Genomic DNA, 18,267 nt, shown 5'->3' with positions numbered 1-18,267 from the left:
AATGTCCTTTTTTACATAAAAAATACGAAAATAGGAGAAAACAAGCGAATTTTTTCGAAACTTTTGCGGGAAAATATTGTATGAGCCTGTATTTTTATCGTATCATTAGTAAAAGGACTCGGGACGATTGGTGACATCTTCAAATAGAGTTGATGTCTTTTTTTCATTCAAGTGAACCGATACATAAGATAGATAACATAAATAGAAGGAGTGTGCGAAGAGATGAACGTAACAATCTATGATGTAGCACGCGAGGCAAATGTCTCGATGGCAACCGTATCACGTGTTGTGAACGGTAACCCAAATGTAAAGCCTACAACAAGAAAGAAAGTATTAGAAGCAATTGATCGTTTAGGGTACCGCCCAAATGCGGTAGCACGTGGACTAGCAAGTAAAAAGACAACAACAGTAGGTGTTATTATTCCAGATATCTCGAATACGTTTTATGCAGAACTTGCACGTGGGATTGAAGATATCGCAACAATGTACAAATATAACATCATTTTAAGTAACTCGGATCAAAATAAAGAAAAAGAATTCCACTTATTAAATACAATGCTTGGTAAACAAGTGGACGGTATTGTATTCATGGGTGAAGATATTACAGACATCCATGTAGAAGAATTTAAAAAATCTCCAGTACCAATCGTCTTAGCAGCATCATTTGATGAGGCGAATGAAACTTCATCAGTAAATATTGATTATACACAAGCAGCTTATGATGCAATGAAGCATTTCCTAGAACAAGGTCATAAGCGTATCGGTTTTGTATCGGGCCCTTACATTGACAAAGCAGGAAGCGCGAAGAAATTACAAGGTTATAAAAAGGCGTTAGAAGAAGTTGGCATCGCATATGATGAAGCTCTTGTAATCGATGGAGATTACACATACGACTCAGGTATCGAAGCATTTGAAAAGCTTTGGGAAGCTGACCAAAAACCAACAGCAATCTTCGTATCTTCAGATGAAATGGCACTAGGTGTAATCCACGCAGTGCAAGACGCTGGACTAAATGTACCAGAAGACGTAGAAGTACTTGGCTTTGATAATACACGTCTTGCATTAATGGTACGCCCGCAACTTTCAACAGTTGTACAACCAATGTATGATATCGGTGCAGTAGCAATGCGCTTGCTTACAAAATATATGAACAAAGAAAAAGTAGAAGATCATACAGTTATCTTACCTCACCGTATTCAATTTAGAAATTCAACGAAGTAAGAATAAGAAAAACTCACAGCTTGGTGCTGTGAGTTTTTTATTTGTTTTCAATTATATAGGATGTAATCTCTTTAATTTTGCCGTCTTTAAATTTGTTAAAACGGAAAATATGGTAGAAAGAAAGGGTCTTTTCCTCATCTACTTTTACTGTGCCATCAATGACCGCTGTAATGCCATGTGTGATCGTATTGGTGATAATTAGCTCTTTATATTCATTCGTGTTCATTGTTTCCTCGAATAAATAAATTACCTACTACAGTCCACTGGATACTTCTGTTATATGTTCAATGACAGAAGATAGTTTACCTTCTGCAATATTTTGAATAAAAGCTTCTATTAGTTTACCTTTTTGTGTTGTCATTTATATGAATGTGAAATGTTTTTTTACCAAAGTTTATTTTCGCCTAATTCAAGGTGAATATCTGTTTCCTCAAATGTATGTTGATGCTTAAGAGCTTTGTCGGAAAATAAGCGCATCATCGTTGATAATCCTAAAGCATCACTTCGGAAGGGTTTGAGGCGTGTGCCACCAACTAGGTATGTATAAGGTTGTTCTATCCATCCTCCTTGCCTGTAAAAGGAAACTAAATTTGGTTTACAAGTAAATATGCTGATATCCGGTTTTTGCTTTTCTATAAACAAAGCAGCTTCTTTTATAAGCTTTAACCCATACCCTTGGTGACGATAAGTAGGATTTGTCATAACTTCACTTAGCCCGTATGCTTTATATGTTTGATCTCTATGTTTTATGTATGTATGTGGAATGGAAACATGACTTATAACTATGTGATTTTCGACAAGTACGAGAGAAATAGGGTATGTTTCTGGAGAATCTGGCCAATGTACGTCTTTTTCACTTACAAACACTTCAGGCCACTCTTGCTGCATAAGAGAAATAATTTGTTCTTTTAAATATAGTGGACAATCCTCTTGGGGGAAGTGTAGTAATTTCATCATGTACTTTTCTCCTTTTTATTCTATCTTAGTATGTATTTACCGAGGGAGAATAGAGGCGGAAAGCATTCAATTTATAATCTGCGTCTGAATAGAATTCCCCTATAACTACGCAATGTCATGTATAATAAAAAGAAAAGGTTTGTGAGGGGGGAAGAATAGATGATCATTCTTTGGATAATTACGCTTTGTATGACTGCGTTGTTTGCATATATGACGTTAAAACAAGATGGCTTAAAGCGCTTTGTTCCAGGAAGTATTCTTGCCGGGATTGCCCTTATCACGTATGTAACTTCTATTTTTATTGAAAGTATTTCAGCTGATGTAAGCACAAGTTTTGTATTTGTTGCAATTACATTGTTTGCAGGTTCTATCATGGTATTAATGGTTGCCGGTATTATTTGGTTTATTCATATGAATTCGGAAACGTTATAAGATATAAAGAAAGGCATGTCCCATAAGGGGCATGCCTTTTGTACGTTCTACCGTTCTATTACGCGTTGTCTTTTGAAGCGTTTTGTTGTTTCAATAAGTCACGAATTTCGCCAAGAAGTACTTCTTCTTTTGTTGGTTCTGGTACTTCTTCTTTCTTTTCTTCTTCTTTTTTGAATGTTAGTTTGTTGAAGAGCTTAATGAATAAGAAAATGGAGAAAGCGATAATTAAGAAGTCAACAACTGTTTGAATAAATGCGCCATATTTAACTTGTGCGTCATAGAATGTAAAGGAAAGTCCTTTGAAGTTTATTCCACCAAGTAGTAATCCGATCAATGGCATGATAACATCGCCTACTAATGAAGAAACAATTTTACCAAATGCACCACCAATTACAACCCCGACAGCTAGATCAATAACATTCCCTTTTAAAGCGAACTTTTTAAATTCGTTCAACATTTGTGATTCCCATCCTTTCCACGATTCAGTATGAAATTTATAATTCCTATCAAACATTCTATAGAAATCTGTAGTAGAAATAAAGAGTGAATGGGAATGAAAGTAAATTCAGAAAAATGTATCCGTTTCCTTCCGTAAAATCTAAATTCTGCAATTTACTTTCTTTTAACAGGTTGTAGTAATGATTGCAACAGTTGCTGTGATTTTAATCCTTCTATTCCATCAATAAGAGGTTTCGTATCTCCTTGTACACAATCGATGAAATGATGTACAGCATCTTCGAACCCTCGCTGTTTTAATGTTGTTTCCCATGAAGGCGAACCGCTTTGTGTAACATGATTATCTTGCTCGATTTCTAGTGTATTCATGTTCTTTACACGAATGATTTTTCCTGTTGTGACAAGCTCGATTTGTTCTAAATTTGTTCCAGCATGGCGATGCATAGCGGTAGAAAGTAATGTACCGTGTGTACTTGTATATGTATGATGCCCATAAAGAAGTTCATCTTTTTCATTAGTTTGCACCATATCGTGAACAACGCGAAGGTCACCATTAGCTAACCAGCGAGCCGTATCGACAATATGCAAATAATCATCCAGCATTGTAAAGTCGTATGTATACGGACCGACTTTGTTTGTGCGATGTTTTTCAATCCGAATCCATGAAATATCATTTGCTTGTTCTTTCGCAGCAACATACATAGGAACGAAACGGCGATTGAAGCCAACCATAAGTTTTCGATTATGCTTTTCACTAAGTTCTACTAGTATTTCAGCTTGTTCGGTTGTAGCAGCTAACGGTTTATCAACGTAAACATCGATTCCTTTTTGAAGAAGTTCGGAAACAATTTCATAATGAGTTGCAGTGGAACTATGTACAAACATTGCGTCACATTCTGAAGCGAGCGTTTGTATGCTAGAGAAGTCTTGAATACGATATTGCCCACAAATTTGTTTGCGCTTTTCAAAATTTGGTGTAAACGCTCCCATAAAAGTCCAATTTGTTTCCTTTGTAAGTGTTGGAAGATACGCTTTTTGAGCAATGCTTCCTAGTCCAATCATACCAATTCGAGGTTTGTTCATGTCTTTTCCCACCCTATAATGAATTGCTATAAGTTGTATAGCCGTGTAGCCATGTGTGGCAACTATAATGTAGCATATGTATGGGAAAGAAACAAAAATTAAAATCTAGATATACCCGAAGTGCTCTCTTACTACAAGCACTTCGGATGATTTTACATTATACAATCGCCTATTCATGAACAGTTGATTTCTAGGCACCTGCTTGTAGTAAAATCTCTTCAATTTCTTTAAAGTTGTGAGCGCGTGCATGTTGTAGTGGAGTAATTCCATCATGATCCGGAATGTTTATATTAGCGCCATGTTCAATTAAGAGGTGTATTACTTGTTGTTGTTTTTCATTCCCATTACTTAGTACGATGGCTTCCTTTAAAGCGGTCCATCCGAGGTTATTTACATGGTTTACATCAATGTTTGTTCGAGTTAGCATTTCTTTTATTACGTCGACATAGTCATGTTCTGCTGCTGGAATAAGAGCTGTTCCCCCATAACGATTTGTAAGTGCTGGATCGGCGCCGGCATCAATTGTTAGTTTTAAAATTTCTAAATAGCCTTCAGCACCAGCGTATAAGAACGGGTTGTTTTTCATCCCATCTTGGATGTTCACATCAGCCCCGGCATCAAGTAGTATTTTTGCAGTTTTTACATCATTTCCGTATGTAGCAATCATAATGGGAGTACGTCCTTTATTATCTGTTACATTTATATTTGTTCCTTGCCTAAGTAATGATATAACGGTAGCTGTCTCTTTTTTCTCGGTAGCCGTAAGTAATTGCTCCTCCATGTTTTTCATCTCCTTTTTAGGTTCTTGTTCTTGTGTACAGCCTTGTAAAAAGAATACACAACATATCATACTTAACGTTCTTTTTAACAGGGAAGTTCACCACCTTCTTATCAAGATTGCTCTTACTTTTATCCCGCTATTTTAGGGTAGTAAGACCCCCACTTCAAGATATAGAGAGAAACGAGGAAGATAGGTGAGGGATCAACTGCCCGTAAAAACCCGATTGGTGAAGGCTAATAATCAGTGGGGGATGAAGAAAACCCCACTGATTAAAGTTTCACTTTATAAGAATTGTATTGGAATATAGGTGTCTTATTTTATACTGTAAAATATAAATATTAATTTTTTATAAACTACGGCTAAAATAACTATAAAATCGCTTGAGTATTCGGAAATATCTTCTTATGCTTATGAATAACGTAGGAAGCTTTATAAAGTGAGGATTTGAATGATGTCTATTAAAACAAGGTTTTTATTGTCTTATATTGCTGTTATTTTTGTTTCAGTTGCCCTTTTGTTGGTTGCGGGTTTTCTAATTGTTTTTTCTATTACTGGGGATTTAGAATCAGTGAAAAACTTCTATAAGAGTTCTTACATCCAAAAGCCACTGACACCAGAGGAAGAAAATGCTTTCCTTGAATTAAAATTAGCAGCTAAGCAGAATCAATCACAATTATTAGATGAAGCAATGATGCCATCATTGGAGAAAAAAGGTGTGAAGATTATTGTGAGGAAAGGAGAAACAATTTCCTATGCATCAAAAGAAATTGAAAGTTCCGCTCTAAAAGGAGCTCTCCCAAAATTTGAAGCAACGAATATTAACAGTCGCGGTACTGCTGAATTAAATGATACATTTTATCGTTACGTGAAGTTTGATTTTTATTTTCCTCATAATGAAAAAGGAAGTATATTTGTATTAAATAAGCAAAGTTCGTATGTAGATTTAACGCAAAAGTTATTTCCCATTTTATTTATATCGTTATTACTTTTAGCTATTTTTATCATTGGATTATTAAGTTATTTTGTTTCGAGAAGTGTGATAAAACCTATTCTCACATTGAAGGATGCAACCGGAAGAATTAAAGATGGGGATTTACATTTTCAAATTCCAGTTACGTCACATGATGAAATTGGACAATTAAACCAAGCATTTGAAGAAATGAGACAGAAATTAAAAGAATCAATTGAAGTACAAGCGCAATATGAAGAAAATCGAAAAGAACTCATTTCGAATATCTCACATGATTTAAAAACACCAATTACATCTATTATTGGCTATGTAGAAGGAATAAAAGACGGAGTCGCAAATACGCCGGAAAAGATGGACAAATACTTAACAACAATTTATACGAAAGCAACGCATATGGATACACTCATTGATGAGCTATTTTTATTTTCAAAATTAGATTTGAATCGGGTGCCATTTCAATTTGAGACGATAGAATTATATACGTTTATGGAAGATTTGATAGAAGAGATGCAGATGGATTTGAGTAAAAATGGAATTAATTTATACCTTCAATCGCTTGATTCTTCGCAGTTTTATGTAACAGCCGATCGTGAAAAGATGAAGCGAGTTGTCTCTAATTTGATTCATAATAGCGTGAAGTATATGGATAAGCCGCTGAAAGAAATTACGGTTACATTACTGGATAAAAGGGATGTAGTAATAGTTAAGGTGACGGATAATGGATCGGGTATAGAACCTGATACACTTCCGTATATTTTTGAACGGTTTTATCGTGCAGAACAGTCTCGTAATTCTAGTACAGGTGGAAGTGGACTTGGTTTAGCTATCGCAAAGCAAATTGTTGAAGAACACGGCGGGAAGATTTGGGCGGAAAGTAAATTGGGAGAAAGCACAAGTGTTTTCTTCACATTGAAAAAAGTACAGGAATGTGGTGAGTAGATTGAAGCGAGTTTTACTAATCGAAGACGAAGTAAGTATTGCGGAATTGCAACGAGATTATTTGGAGATTCATGATTTTCAAGTGGATGTGCAGCATTCAGGTGAAATAGGATTGCGCTGCGCACTACAGGAGCAATATGATTTGATTATTTTAGATATTATGCTCCCAAAAATGAATGGTTTTGAAATTTGTAAACAAATACGTGCTGTGAAAGATATTCCTATTTTACTTGTCTCAGCCAAAAAAGAAGACATCGATAAAATTCGTGGACTTGGGCTAGGAGCGGACGATTATATTACAAAGCCGTTCAGTCCAAGTGAATTAGTTGCAAGAGTAAAAGCTCATATCGCTCGTTATGAGCGGTTATCTGGAAATATGACCAAGCAGCGAGATACATTATATATCCATGGGATTTCTATTGATCAGCGAGCTAGAAAAGTATTCATAAACAACGAAGAAGTTGCTTTTACAACAAAAGAATTTGATCTACTAACATTTTTTATGATGAACCCGAATCAAGTGTTAAATAAGGAGCAATTATTTGAACGTATTTGGGGATTAGATTCAGCTGGAGATTTAGCTACAGTTGTTGTTCATGTTCGGAAGTTACGTGAAAAAATTGAAAGAGATCCTGCCCATCCACAATATATTGAGACGGTGTGGGGGGCTGGATATCGTTTTAACGTATAGTAAACTTGTCAAAATATTGGCAGGTTTTTTATTTTTTAGGCTCTGTTAAAGTTATCAATACTAAATTTTTAAAAAATTTATGTTTTCAACCACAATACGTTGTGTATATGTATAGAACGTTAAAAAAGGAATGCTGTTTGAAGTCTCTCTGTTACATTTCAATTTTGATTTTCACATCAAAAAAAAGATTGACTCATTATGTCAGTCTTTTTCTATGGCCTTTTATACTAATGCACCAGTTACTTGAAGAAGACAGTTTTTCATTCAGTTTTATCAAACATTAACAGAGTAATGTAACAAAGCCATTTCTTAAATAAGTAAGACGCACGACATAAAAAATATATTACCTTTATTTTATCTTTTTTTAAGAATTTATTTATGGGCACTTTATACTTGCCATCTACTATAAGTATTAAGGGCAGAAAGTGAACAGATAAGGTGATGTGAGGAAACTGCTATCTGTTAGATGAGTATTAGATAGTTGAATATGAAATAAAAATAATCATTTGGGGGTTTGATGAGGATGAGAAAAATAAAATTTTTAGTACCAGCCATGATTGGATTTACAGTAATGGTAACAGGGTGTGTGCAGGAGGAAGCAAAAGCGCAATCAAAACAGGAAACAAAGCAAGAAGCGAAAAAAGAAAAAAAGCAAAAAGAAGCGCAGATTACAAAATTACAACCACTAAACGCGATGACATTACAATTAACATTTTCTAAACCTTTATCAGAAGAAGAGGTGAAATTAGAAAATTTAGAGGCGATTAAGAAAAACTTTGTATTTGATAATGGCTTAGAAATTGTGAATGTCCCACGATTAAAAACAGGTGCGACAAGTACATATATTGTACCTGTTACAATTCAAAAACCAGGTACAAAATATAAGGTAAGTTATAAAGGTGGAAAGAAAGAAAAATTTGAGGCGAGTACTGAAAAAATTAATGTTCGCCAAGCGAAACAAGTAACAAATGATACGTTTGAAATTGAATCCTTTTTAGAAGACGGTGTGACAGATTACGCGAATATTATTGAGGCATATAAAGCAGGAAGAGGAGATCAAGCGTTTCAATTGGATGAAGAAAACAAAGATAAAGAAGGAAAACAATATCAAATTATTTCTTCGCTACGAGACAGGAAAGTAACGATCACATCAAGTTCCGGGGAACGAATTGTAGTAGGATATGTTCCGTTTACACAAGCGGCAGATGGCAGACAAGCACCAAAGTTCCGTCTACTTGCTGGCCAAACATTACAACCAGGTACGACGTATACAATAACATCTGATTGGGCGACGCTCAAAAACCCAACCTTTACTGCGGGAACTATTGAGCCACTTGCGATTCAAAGCGCTGAAGCGATAGATAATAAGTCGATTCAAATTATGCTAGGAAAAGACCCGAATATGGAGCTTTTTGCTGGACGAAAAGTAGAATTACAAGGTGAAGATGGAAATCGAGTAGAAGCGCAATATCGTTTTACTTCTCGAAAAGGAGCTGTAGGAATCTTTGATTTGCAAAATGGTGCAACGCTAAAGCAGGGTGTGAAATATACAGTCGTACCGATGAATGGCTGGGCAACTGCAAATCAGGTTACGTTTGTAGCGAATTGAAGAAGGGTTTTAAACAAGCAGCAGGTAAGTTAGCACCTGCTGCTTTTATGTTGTAATGGTTTATAAAAAGTTTTCATGATAGAGGAAAAACAATCGCTTTCTTCTAAGAAAGGATAATGATTGCTGTAATCAAATAGAATAAAAGTAGAATCTGGTATACTCTCGTGTATCTCGATAGAATATTGCATCGGGCATTGAACATCATGTTTTCCGCAAACAATTAGTGTTTTTGCTGTAATAGATGACAGTTGGTCTCTTAAATCGAATTTTGGGTATTCTTTAGCGAAAGCGTTCATCCGACTTACAGCCATTGTTTTATAAATCGGTTTCGAGAAGTATGTTTTATAGTGTCCTGGTTTATATAAAGATAATGTTGTTCGTTCAGCTGATAATGTACTTCGCTCTTCTGATGTAAGATGAGGGAGTTTTAAGTTTTCGATGATGTCTTGCATATATTGAAATCGTGGATGCTTCGGATGATAAATACAATCGGGTGTTTCTGTATAGTTACTTGCAGCAGCGCCGACAACGACTAAGGATTGCAAAGAATTTGGATAGGTAATGGCATACAAGAGCCCAAGCATCCCACCTGTAGAGTGACCAGCGAAATGCCACGATGAAAAATGCAGAGATTCTTTGATAGCCTCTAAATCTTCAATTGTTTTCCTCATAGTTAATTCATTTTCTGCTTTAGCTTTTACAGAATGACCAGCATCTCGTAAATTGATTAGAAAGACACAATGAGTAGCGGTAAAACTTTCAGCAAAATAATCACCAGTTTCGTTAAACTGTGAATAATGATGTGTAACGCAAAGTGGTTCGCCGTTTCCTTTTGTGAAAATTTCAAAGGTACCTCGTTTTGTATACAAGAGCTGTCCTTTCCACATAAAATATCCCCTTTCATAAAAAAGAATAGGAGAAGCACTCCTATTCTTAATATAAAGCTTTTTTTGTATTATTCCGAATAATTTCAAGAGATTTTGCCACTGTTAATGCATTTTTCTCTTCAATTTCTGGTTTTCGAGGTATAGGATTATACATGTTGTTTGGATCTTCCCATGTGAGGGGAAGTCGGGTAGGTGCTTGTCCTTTCCAAGCTTCAATCCATTCTGGAGGGAGATAACCTGAGATGTTTTGGATGTTGTTCATTTCTAGCCAAATGAGTGCCCATGCTCTTGGAACGACGCGCCATATGTCGTAGCCACCACCACCAACAGCAATCCAACGTCCGTCGCAATATTCATTAGCGATTTCATGAGCAAGCTTTGGAATTTCACGATAAATTTGCATCGTTGCACAAAGATGGGTAAGAGGATCATAATAATGTGCATCGGCGCCGTTTTGCGTTAAAATAATATCCGGTTTAAAGTAAGCAGCAACTTCTTTTACAACAGTGCGATAAGATTGTAAAAAAGATTCGTCTTCTGTAAAGGCATCGAGTGGAACGTTAAAAGAATAACTGTATCCAACGCCTTGCCCACGCTCGTTTACAGCACCAGTTCCTGGAAATAAATAACGTCCTGTTTCATGTAGTGAAATGGTGCAGACGTTAGGGTCATCATAAAAAGACCATTGAACACCATCACCGTGATGAGCATCTGTATCAATATATAAAACACGTAGCCCATATTTTTTCTGCATATATTTAATAGCGATAGAACTATCGTTATAGATGCAAAAACCGGATGCTTTGCCACGGAACCCATGATGCAAGCCACCACCTAAGTTTAACGCGTGCTTTGCTTTACCGGATAGTACCGTATCTACCGCTGTTAATGTTCCGCCAACGAGTAATGCGCTCGCTTCATGCATATTTTGAAACATCGGTGTATCCTCTGTTCCAAGCCCGTATGACATGGCGATAGATTGTTCTAATTTTCCTTCTCCAGCACGTTTTACCGCATTTATGTATTCTTCTGTATGAATAAAAGCAATTTCCTCATCTGTTGCCATTCGCGGCGGAATGACTTGAGAAGGATGAATGAAACCACTCTTTACTAATAAATCATAGGTAAGTGTGACGCGAAGTTGATTAAAAGGATGCTCAGGGCTAAAGGAATAGCCCCGAAAATCATCTGAATAAATGAAGGCGCTCTTCATGCCTGCATCCCCATTATATTTGGCCATAAAACGCGGTAGCCTTTTTTCTCTAATACTTCAATTACTCTTAGAGGGTTCATCGTTTGAATGCGAAAAACGAGTACTTTATCATTCTCGTCTTTTGCTGGATAGACGAGAACGCTCACGATATTGATTTGTAGCTCACTAAAAATAGCAACTACTTTTCCGAGAATACCAGGTTCATTTTTTACTTGAATTTCAATTTGTGAACTTGGCTGATGAGCGCCTGTTAATTTCACGAGTGTGTGAAGCACTGTGGATTCTGAAATGATTCCAACGAGCTTCCCGCCCTTTGTAACAGGAAGGCAGCCGATTTTATTCTCAAAAAATAACGTCGCAATTTCTTCAACAAAATCAAGAGGATGGCATGTCATCACCGGTTGTTTCATAATTAATTGAATGGGTTGCTTCAGCATATCTAGTGAAACCTGTTCATCAAGAATGGATGGACTTGCATCACGTACGTCGCGGTCGGAAATAATGCCGACTACGTTGTTGTCATGATTAACAATTGGAATGTGCCGAATACCCTTTGTCCGTATGGTTCGTATTGCGGTCTCTATCGTATCATCTGGGTGCAATACTATTACATCATGATTCATAATTTCTTCTACAATCATTTTATATGCCTCCCTTCTTAATACATAAAACGGTTTTGAAAGCGTAAGCGGTCAAATGCTTGGATGGAATTTGGATCCACGCGTTTACCGATGCGAACCATTAAACAGTTGGCAGGGTGCGAACAAATTTCTGGATCGTCTGTTGCCATCCATTCTAAACCGCCAGCATTCATCATTTTTTCCATTACTTTTCGATATTCCCAAACATTTAAACCGGTTTGTTTTAAATCCCAGTGCCAATAATATTCGGTCGTTAATATAATATAATCTTCCATATGGTCATCCATCATAGAAACTTCTAATAGATTTCTTCCAACAGAGCATCCCCGAAATGCTGGAATGACTTCAATTGCCCCGAGTTCAATTAAATTTTCCATATTTCCTTCTGACCAACGTTCTAATGGATCAGGATATAAGTATGTAACATATCCGACAATCATTTGTTCATGTCTTGCAATAATGAGACGAGCTTCTGGTAATTTAGAAATTTCGACAATTGCTTTATATTGCTGATCGGCAGGGCGAAACGCAACTAAATCTTGATGGAATTCATACATTTCGAGATTATGTGTAGACACAGGACCTTCAATGATTAAGGTTCCTTTGGGCGTTCTTAAGTTTCTTGCATTATATATTTTTTTATGAATCAATTTTTGGCTCACCACCTTGAGGGTTTGTGAATCTAGTATATATGGTACTTTATAATATATGCGATGTGAATCGAATTTTGTCATTAAAAATTTGTCTAAAAACCAACAAATATACTGAAAATTTTAAATAATATCATTATAATAGATAATAGAATACATAGGAGGGGGATGTAAAGTATGAAAGTGGAAACGCTTCCTGTCATTAAAGGAGAAAATAATTTGCCCGATTATGAAGAAACATATGCAAATTTTAACTGGGAAGAGGTTAATAAAAATTTTTCTTGGTCTGAAACAGGCCGAGTAAATATGGCATATGAGGCAATTGATAAACATGCGAAATCTGATCGAAAAAATAAAGTAGCACTTTATTATCAAGATGGATCGCGTAAAGAGAAATATACATTTAAAGAAATGAAAGAGTTCTCTAACAAAGCGGGAAATGTCTTGAAAAATTATGGCGATGTGGAAAAAGGAGACCGCGTTTTTATTTTCATGCCGCGTTCACCAGAATTATATTTTGCACTTCTTGGTGCGGTCAAATTAGGAGCGATTGTTGGTCCGTTATTTGAAGCATTTATGGAAGGAGCAGTGCGCGATCGCTTAGAAGATAGCGAGGCAAAGGTGTTAATTACAACACCTGAATTGTTAGAGCGTATACCACTCAACGATTTACCAGCATTAAAAACAGTCTTTCTTGTTGGAGAAAATGTAGAAGACGGCGGGAAGCTTGTTGCGTTTAATCCATTATTTGAACAAGCTTCAAAAGAGCTGAATATTGAATGGTTAGACCGTGAGGATGGATTGATTCTTCATTATACGTCCGGTTCTACAGGGAAACCAAAAGGTGTTCTTCACGCACAAAATGCAATGGTACAGCACTATCAAACTGCAAAATGGGTGCTAGATTTAAAAGAAGACGATGTATATTGGTGCACAGCTGACCCGGGCTGGGTGACAGGAACTGCTTACGGTATTTTCGCACCATGGTTAGTAGGCGGCTCAAATGTCGTTTTAGGAGGTCGTTTTAGTCCAGAAGCATGGTATGAAGCGTTACAAGATTACGGTGTAACGGTTTGGTATAGTGCACCAACAGCGTTCCGTATGTTAATGGGAGCAGGAGAAGGGGCGATTAAGAAATACGACTTATCAGCGCTACGTCACGTGTTAAGTGTCGGTGAACCGTTAAACCCAGAAGTTATTCGCTGGGGAATGAGCGCATTTGGCCTTCGTATTCATGATACATGGTGGATGACAGAAACAGGTGGACAAGTTATCTGTAACTACCCTTGTATGGAAATTCGCCCGGGATCAATGGGGAAACCAATTCCAGGCGTGAAGGCTGCAATTGTTGATAATGAAGGAAATGAAGTACCGCCATATACAATGGGGAACTTAGCGATTGCAAAGGGATGGCCATCGATGATGCGCGCAGTTTGGAACAATCCGCAAAAATATGAGTCTTACTTTATGCCAGGAGATTGGTATGTGTCAGGTGACTCTGCTTATATGGATGAAGATGGATACTTCTGGTTCCAAGGACGTATTGATGATGTAATTATGACATCAGGTGAGCGCGTTGGCCCATTTGAAGTAGAAAGTAAATTAATTGAACACGCAGCTGTAGCGGAAGCTGGTGTAATCGGTATTCCAGACCCAGTGCGCGGTGAAATTATTAAAGCATTTATCGCACTACGTGCAGGGTACGAAGCATCTGATGAATTAAAAGAAGAAATTCGTCAATTTGTGAAAAAAGGACTTGCAGCTCACGCAGCGCCAAGACAAATTGAATTCCGAGATAAATTACCGAAAACGAGAAGTGGTAAAATTATGCGACGTGTGTTAAAAGCATGGGAGTTAAACTTGCCAACAGGAGATTTATCAACGATGGAAGATTAAAAAAGAAAGGTCTGAACGTATGCTTCGTTCAGGCCTTTCTTTTTGTGCTATCATAAGGAATGAATAACTTATATATACGTGTTTGAAGGGGAAGATGTTTGTGAAAACAGAAAAAGAAAAGATGATACAAGGAGAAATGTATGTACCTGCTGATCCGGTGCTAGTAGAAGGCAGGGAGCAGGCTCGCATATTAACAAGAAAATTAAATGAAATACCGGAAACAAAATATGAAGAGCGGAGTTTGATCGTAAAAGAATTATTTGGATCAACAGGTAACAACATTCACATTGAATCTGCGTTTAAATGTGATTACGGTTATAACATTCATGTTGGAGAAAACTTTTACGCGAATTTTGATTGCGTCATTTTAGATGTATGTCCAGTAACGATTGGGGAGAACTGCATGTTAGCTCCAGGTGTTCACATTTATACGGCAACGCATCCACTTAATCCGATCGAGCGCATAAGCGGAATTGAATTTGGTAAGCCAGTAAAAATCGGGAATAATGTATGGATTGGCGGAAGAGCGATTATTAATCCAGGAATTACAATTGGAGATAATGCGGTGATTGCTTCTGGTGCAGTTGTAACGAAAGATGTACCAAATAATGTTGTAGTTGGCGGGAATCCTGCGAAAATAATTAAAAAAATAGATTGATTTTTGAACCAAGTGCCTCCCTCGTCTGTATATATTTATGACACAATAGATGAGGGAGGCACTTTATATGCAAATGGGGTTTATTATTTCAGGTATTGTAGTAGTTGTAATGATGATTGTTATTCTTGGGATTTTAATACCTTTTGATAGAAAATACGTTGTAAGAAAAAAAGGGAACGAGATTGATTTTACAAAAACGAAAGTATATTTTCGTTGGAATGTATTTGATACCATTTCCGTTTGTCTGGCGCTTTATGCATATATATGTGGGCAACTATTAAGTATTTTAATTGCAAGTGAATTGACGATTCAAAGCCCATATGTTCAGTTTTTTGTAATTCAATCACCAACATGGACACTTTGCGCAAGTTTATATTTAATTTCTCGTATTTCATTAACGCTAAAAGGAATAAAGGAGATCAAAAAATCTGGCGCAGATTGGGAGTGAGGAAGAACTCATGCTTGCTTATCAAAATGGAGATAAGCAAGCTGGAGAAAAACTATATGTCTTAATCAAACCGGCACTATATAAATTTTTATATCGTTTTAACCGTGATGAGCAACTGAGCATAGATCTCGTTCAAGATACGTTTTTGACGTTAGAACGTAAGAAATATGTATGCGATTGAAAAAGGAAAGATTAAAACGTATTTGTTTCAAATTGGTTATCGCCTCATGATTAATAAATTGAATCGAAGAAAAAAATGGCGCTCTCTTTTGCCGTTCCTTGTACCGATTCAAGAGAGGGAATTTTCACAAGAAGACCGCCTTACAGTTAGAGAGGCGGTTTTGAAAGTTCCAGAAGACCAGAGAGCTGTCCTTATTCTTTCTTATTATCACGATATGTCGCAAAAAGAAATCGCAGAGGTACTTGATATTCCTGTAGGAACGGTGAAATCGAGGCTGCATAATGGCATTAAGAAATTGAAACAATTGCTGGAGGTGGATGAAATTGAACGAAAATCCCTTTGACAAAGAGTATAAATTGAAGCAGCAGTTAGATAGCGATCATGTCGAGGTTCCTGATTTTTCGAAAAAAGTTAATATGGGAGATCGTTTCTTACGCTTTCTCGCTTCTCCAGCAAAAGATCCTGTGGAAGCAACGATTGGGAATGATTTATCGATTGTGTTTCATGTATCGTTATTAGCTGGTGTTCCGATTCTTTCTTTGGTTACGATACTCATTGCGAGTTTGTAAGGAAATTGATTGTCTAGAACTTTCCACCTCTATTTGACATGCCTATATAAATGATGGTATAAAGAAAAGTATATAAATAATTGAGCGTGGAAAGGGAGAAGTAGTGATCATTTCCCTGTTTTAGAGAGCTGATGGTCGGTGGAAATCAGCACATAGATGATCGCGAATTACGCCCCTAGAGCATCTTTTTTCGATTGAATCGTATTCAAAAGGGAAAAGACGGTGCTGAGCCGTTATGTGAATGAGGTGGTAGGCTTTTTTTGCCTGCAACTAGGGTGGTAACGCGATGATCAAAATCGTCCCTTATTTAAGGGGCGATTTTTTTATGTTTTCAAATTTCACGTTTGATTAATTTAAAGGAGTGTAGGACATGGGTATTTTACAAGATCTTGAATTTCGCGGACTAATTAATCAGCAAACAGATGCTGAAGGCTTACAAGAATTATTAGAAAAAGAAAGTGTAAAATTATACTGTGGTTTTGACCCAACAGCGGACAGCTTACATATTGGTCATATGCTACCGGTATTAATGTTACGTCGTTTCCAATTAGCTGGTCACCAACCAATCGCACTTGTTGGTGGTGGTACAGGAATGATCGGAGACCCAAGTGGTAAAAAGGCAGAGCGTACATTAAATACGAAAGATACAGTTGCTTACTACACAGAAAGCATTAAAAATCAGCTTTCTAACTTCTTGGAGTTTGAAAATGTAGAAAATCCAGCAACAATGGCAAATAACTATGACTGGCTAGGAAACTTAGATGTAATTACATTCTTACGTGACATCGGTAAAAACTTCGGTTTAAACTACATGTTAGCGAAAGATACAGTTGCATCTCGTTTAGAGACAGGTATTTCATTTACTGAATTTAGTTACATGATTTTACAATCATACGACTTCTTAAACTTATACCAACAACAAGGGTGCCGCCTGCAAATTGGTGGTAGTGACCAATGGGGTAACATTACAGCTGGTCTTGAATTAATTCGTAAATCAGAAGAAGATGCGAAAGCATTTGGTTTAACAATTCCACTTGTTACAAAATCTGATGGTACGAAGTTTGGTAAAACGGAAGGCGGCGCAATTTGGTTAGATCCAGAAAAAACAACTCCTTACGAGTTCTACCAGTTTTGGATTAACACAGATGATCGCGACGTTGTGAAATACTTGAAATACTTTACTTTCTTATCTCATGAAGAAATTCTTGAGCTTGAAAAACAAGTAGCAGAAGCACCAGAAAAACGTGCAGCGCAAAAAGCATTAGCATCTGAAATGACTGAGCTTGTTCACGGTAAAGATGCATTAGAGCAAGCAATCAAAATTTCTGCAGCATTATTTAGTGGTTCTGTAGCAGAATTAACTGCAAATGAAATTGAGCAAGGTTTTAAAGATGTACCATCTGTTGAACGTGCAGCAGAAGATACAGTATTAATTGACTTACTTGTTGAAAGCAAAATTTCACCATCAAAACGTCAAGCACGTGAAGATGTAACAAATGGTGCAATTTACGTAAATGGTGAGCGTACACAAGCATTAGATTATGTTGTAACAGAAAATGACCGCATCGAAGGTAAATTTACAATTATCCGCCGCGGTAAGAAAAAATATTTCTTAATTCGTTACTAATAGAAAAAAGCGTAAGTGATCTTACGCTTTTTTCTTTGCTTATTTAAGCGCTTCACTTCATGTTCATACGGAAATCACAAGTGAAGAGTATGATATATGTATAAAGATAGAAAAGAAAGGAGTGGTAAAAAGAAATGTCACTAGAGGCGCTCATTATTTTTTCTTTGCTAAATGCTAGTCAGCTTGCGGAGAATGAACAAAGTACTGTACATAAAAATCCAAAGGATGCTTATGTGTATGTTCAAAAACAAGAAGATAAATAATTTTATTTTATATATAAGAGAAGGTTAGAAAAGGATGATAAAGATAGCTGTCGCTTTCATTATCATCCTTTTTAAATAAGCACGAAAAAAACCGA

20 protein-coding genes, 1 pseudogene and 1 other annotated feature are annotated in these 18,267 nt (G+C 36.6%); of the genes and pseudogenes, 12 read left to right on the top strand and 9 right to left on the bottom strand.

Annotated elements, in window-relative coordinates; genetic code table 11:
- The first annotated feature begins 222 nt into the window (after positions 1-222).
- Positions 223-1,221: a catabolite control protein A gene (gene ccpA, locus AZF08_RS04925; RefSeq protein WP_033674243.1), complete on the top strand. Its 999-nt coding sequence runs from the start codon at positions 223-225 to the stop codon at positions 1,219-1,221.
- Positions 1,222-1,258: 37 nt separating this feature from the next.
- Here ccpA and AZF08_RS04920 read toward each other — a convergent pair whose 3' ends face one another.
- Both AZF08_RS04920 and AZF08_RS04915 read right to left on the bottom strand, forming a co-directional pair.
- Positions 1,259-1,447 (bottom strand): hypothetical protein, encoded by a 189-nt coding sequence (locus AZF08_RS04920; RefSeq protein ID WP_051725712.1) that lies wholly within the window; start codon positions 1,445-1,447, stop codon positions 1,259-1,261.
- Positions 1,448-1,605: 158 nt separating this feature from the next.
- Positions 1,606-2,178, bottom strand: a complete 573-nt coding sequence (locus tag AZF08_RS04915) for a GNAT family N-acetyltransferase (protein ID WP_033674240.1) — start codon at positions 2,176-2,178, stop codon at positions 1,606-1,608.
- 159 nt (positions 2,179-2,337) lie between these two features.
- Here AZF08_RS04915 and AZF08_RS04910 point away from each other — a divergent pair, with 159 nt between their 5' ends.
- The gene (locus AZF08_RS04910; RefSeq protein WP_033674238.1) at positions 2,338-2,610 is read left to right on the top strand and encodes a DUF3917 domain-containing protein; all 273 of its coding nucleotides are present in this window, start codon (positions 2,338-2,340) and stop codon (positions 2,608-2,610) included.
- A 58-nt stretch (positions 2,611-2,668) separates the two neighbouring features.
- Here the strand turns inward: AZF08_RS04910 and mscL are convergent, their stop codons facing one another.
- The 3 genes from mscL to AZF08_RS04895 form a co-directional block, all read right to left on the bottom strand.
- Complete coding sequence (gene mscL / locus AZF08_RS04905) at positions 2,669-3,067, bottom strand: large conductance mechanosensitive channel protein MscL (RefSeq protein WP_033674236.1); 399 nt, start codon at positions 3,065-3,067, stop codon at positions 2,669-2,671.
- 155 nt (positions 3,068-3,222) lie between these two features.
- Positions 3,223-4,149: a Gfo/Idh/MocA family protein gene (locus tag AZF08_RS04900; RefSeq protein ID WP_033674234.1), complete on the bottom strand. Its 927-nt coding sequence runs from the start codon at positions 4,147-4,149 to the stop codon at positions 3,223-3,225.
- Between the two features lie 190 nt (positions 4,150-4,339).
- Positions 4,340-5,020 (bottom strand): ankyrin repeat domain-containing protein, encoded by a 681-nt coding sequence (locus AZF08_RS04895; protein WP_033674232.1) that lies wholly within the window; start codon positions 5,018-5,020, stop codon positions 4,340-4,342.
- 361 nt (positions 5,021-5,381) lie between these two features.
- Here AZF08_RS04895 and AZF08_RS04890 point away from each other — a divergent pair, with 361 nt between their 5' ends.
- The 3 genes from AZF08_RS04890 (at position 5,382) to AZF08_RS04880 (ending at position 9,139) form a co-directional block, all read left to right on the top strand.
- Complete coding sequence (locus AZF08_RS04890; RefSeq protein WP_033674229.1) at positions 5,382-6,839, top strand: sensor histidine kinase; 1,458 nt, start codon at positions 5,382-5,384, stop codon at positions 6,837-6,839.
- 1 nt (position 6,840) lies between these two features.
- Entirely contained in the window at positions 6,841-7,530 is a 690-nt protein-coding gene (locus AZF08_RS04885; protein ID WP_033674228.1) for a response regulator transcription factor, read from the top strand.
- A gap of 523 nt (positions 7,531-8,053) precedes the next feature.
- Positions 8,054-9,139 carry a hypothetical protein gene (locus tag AZF08_RS04880; RefSeq protein ID WP_033674227.1) on the top strand — a complete coding sequence of 362 codons (1,086 nt, stop codon included), beginning with the start codon at positions 8,054-8,056 and terminating at the stop codon, positions 9,137-9,139.
- 29 nt (positions 9,140-9,168) lie between these two features.
- Here the strand turns inward: AZF08_RS04880 and AZF08_RS04875 are convergent, their stop codons facing one another.
- Genes AZF08_RS04875 through AZF08_RS04860 form a run of 4 tightly spaced genes read right to left on the bottom strand, consistent with a single transcriptional unit; the run spans position 9,169 to position 12,530 of the window.
- Positions 9,169-10,026, bottom strand: coding sequence for an alpha/beta fold hydrolase (locus AZF08_RS04875; RefSeq protein ID WP_033674225.1), 858 nt, complete (start codon positions 10,024-10,026; stop codon positions 9,169-9,171).
- A gap of 46 nt (positions 10,027-10,072) precedes the next feature.
- Entirely contained in the window at positions 10,073-11,239 is a 1,167-nt protein-coding gene (locus tag AZF08_RS04870; RefSeq protein WP_082246046.1) for an acetoin utilization protein AcuC, read from the bottom strand.
- Positions 11,236-11,880: an acetoin utilization AcuB family protein gene (locus tag AZF08_RS04865; protein WP_033674221.1), complete on the bottom strand. Its 645-nt coding sequence runs from the start codon at positions 11,878-11,880 to the stop codon at positions 11,236-11,238. Before AZF08_RS04865 ends, AZF08_RS04870 begins: the two co-directional genes overlap by 4 nt.
- Positions 11,881-11,897: 17 nt before the next feature.
- Entirely contained in the window at positions 11,898-12,530 is a 633-nt protein-coding gene (locus AZF08_RS04860; RefSeq protein WP_033674219.1) for a GNAT family N-acetyltransferase, read from the bottom strand.
- 177 nt (positions 12,531-12,707) lie between these two features.
- Here AZF08_RS04860 and acsA point away from each other — a divergent pair, with 177 nt between their 5' ends.
- The 7 genes and pseudogenes from acsA (at position 12,708) to AZF08_RS04825 (ending at position 18,172) form a co-directional block, all read left to right on the top strand.
- On the top strand, positions 12,708-14,426 hold the full coding sequence (gene acsA / locus AZF08_RS04855; protein WP_033674216.1) for an acetate--CoA ligase: 1,719 nt from the start codon (positions 12,708-12,710) through the stop codon (positions 14,424-14,426).
- Positions 14,427-14,520: 94 nt separating this feature from the next.
- Positions 14,521-15,084 (top strand): maltose acetyltransferase domain-containing protein, encoded by a 564-nt coding sequence (locus AZF08_RS04850; RefSeq protein WP_082246045.1) that lies wholly within the window; start codon positions 14,521-14,523, stop codon positions 15,082-15,084.
- 49 nt (positions 15,085-15,133) lie between these two features.
- Positions 15,134-15,532, top strand: coding sequence for a hypothetical protein (locus AZF08_RS04845; protein ID WP_063177240.1), 399 nt, complete (start codon positions 15,134-15,136; stop codon positions 15,530-15,532).
- Positions 15,513-16,056 (top strand): annotated as a pseudogene (locus AZF08_RS04840) (RNA polymerase sigma factor). The gene AZF08_RS04845 and the pseudogene AZF08_RS04840 overlap by 20 nt, the downstream one beginning before the upstream one ends.
- Positions 16,037-16,282, top strand: coding sequence for a hypothetical protein (locus tag AZF08_RS04835; RefSeq protein WP_033674205.1), 246 nt, complete (start codon positions 16,037-16,039; stop codon positions 16,280-16,282). The pseudogene AZF08_RS04840 and the gene AZF08_RS04835 overlap by 20 nt, the downstream one beginning before the upstream one ends.
- Before the next feature lie 78 nt (positions 16,283-16,360).
- Positions 16,361-16,589: a binding site (T-box leader), on the top strand.
- A 63-nt stretch (positions 16,590-16,652) separates the two neighbouring features.
- On the top strand, positions 16,653-17,909 hold the full coding sequence (gene tyrS / locus AZF08_RS04830; RefSeq protein WP_033674204.1) for a tyrosine--tRNA ligase: 1,257 nt from the start codon (positions 16,653-16,655) through the stop codon (positions 17,907-17,909).
- Between the two features lie 134 nt (positions 17,910-18,043).
- Positions 18,044-18,172, top strand: a complete 129-nt coding sequence (locus AZF08_RS04825) for a hypothetical protein (protein ID WP_033674203.1) — start codon at positions 18,044-18,046, stop codon at positions 18,170-18,172.
- The last annotated feature ends 95 nt before the right edge of the window (positions 18,173-18,267 follow it).

Origin of the sequence: Bacillus gaemokensis, assembly GCF_001590835.1 — a bacterium.
In the GTDB taxonomy this organism is placed as follows: Bacteria; Bacillota; Bacilli; order Bacillales; family Bacillaceae_G; genus Bacillus_A; species Bacillus_A gaemokensis.
This window is presented reverse-complemented; position numbering and strand designations above follow the sequence as displayed.

What these genes read in the sequence shown, in the direction of transcription:
- ccpA (WP_033674243.1), top strand. Translation starts at nt 223, where the DNA reads ATGAACGTAACAATCTATGATGTAGCACGCGAGGCAAATGTCTCGATG.
- AZF08_RS04920 (WP_051725712.1), bottom strand. Translation starts at nt 1,447, where the DNA reads ATGAACACGAATGAATATAAAGAGCTAATTATCACCAATACGATCACA.
- AZF08_RS04915 (WP_033674240.1), bottom strand. Translation starts at nt 2,178, where the DNA reads ATGATGAAATTACTACACTTCCCCCAAGAGGATTGTCCACTATATTTA.
- AZF08_RS04910 (WP_033674238.1), top strand. Translation starts at nt 2,338, where the DNA reads ATGATCATTCTTTGGATAATTACGCTTTGTATGACTGCGTTGTTTGCA.
- mscL (WP_033674236.1), bottom strand. Translation starts at nt 3,067, where the DNA reads ATGTTGAACGAATTTAAAAAGTTCGCTTTAAAAGGGAATGTTATTGAT.
- AZF08_RS04900 (WP_033674234.1), bottom strand. Translation starts at nt 4,149, where the DNA reads ATGAACAAACCTCGAATTGGTATGATTGGACTAGGAAGCATTGCTCAA.
- AZF08_RS04890 (WP_033674229.1), top strand. Translation starts at nt 5,382, where the DNA reads ATGTCTATTAAAACAAGGTTTTTATTGTCTTATATTGCTGTTATTTTT.
- AZF08_RS04880 (WP_033674227.1), top strand. Translation starts at nt 8,054, where the DNA reads ATGAGAAAAATAAAATTTTTAGTACCAGCCATGATTGGATTTACAGTA.
- AZF08_RS04875 (WP_033674225.1), bottom strand. Translation starts at nt 10,026, where the DNA reads ATGTGGAAAGGACAGCTCTTGTATACAAAACGAGGTACCTTTGAAATT.
- AZF08_RS04870 (WP_082246046.1), bottom strand. Translation starts at nt 11,239, where the DNA reads ATGAAGAGCGCCTTCATTTATTCAGATGATTTTCGGGGCTATTCCTTT.
- AZF08_RS04865 (WP_033674221.1), bottom strand. Translation starts at nt 11,880, where the DNA reads ATGATTGTAGAAGAAATTATGAATCATGATGTAATAGTATTGCACCCA.
- acsA (WP_033674216.1), top strand. Translation starts at nt 12,708, where the DNA reads ATGAAAGTGGAAACGCTTCCTGTCATTAAAGGAGAAAATAATTTGCCC.
- AZF08_RS04850 (WP_082246045.1), top strand. Translation starts at nt 14,521, where the DNA reads ATGTTTGTGAAAACAGAAAAAGAAAAGATGATACAAGGAGAAATGTAT.
- AZF08_RS04845 (WP_063177240.1), top strand. Translation starts at nt 15,134, where the DNA reads ATGAGGGAGGCACTTTATATGCAAATGGGGTTTATTATTTCAGGTATT.
- tyrS (WP_033674204.1), top strand. Translation starts at nt 16,653, where the DNA reads ATGGGTATTTTACAAGATCTTGAATTTCGCGGACTAATTAATCAGCAA.
- AZF08_RS04825 (WP_033674203.1), top strand. Translation starts at nt 18,044, where the DNA reads ATGTCACTAGAGGCGCTCATTATTTTTTCTTTGCTAAATGCTAGTCAG.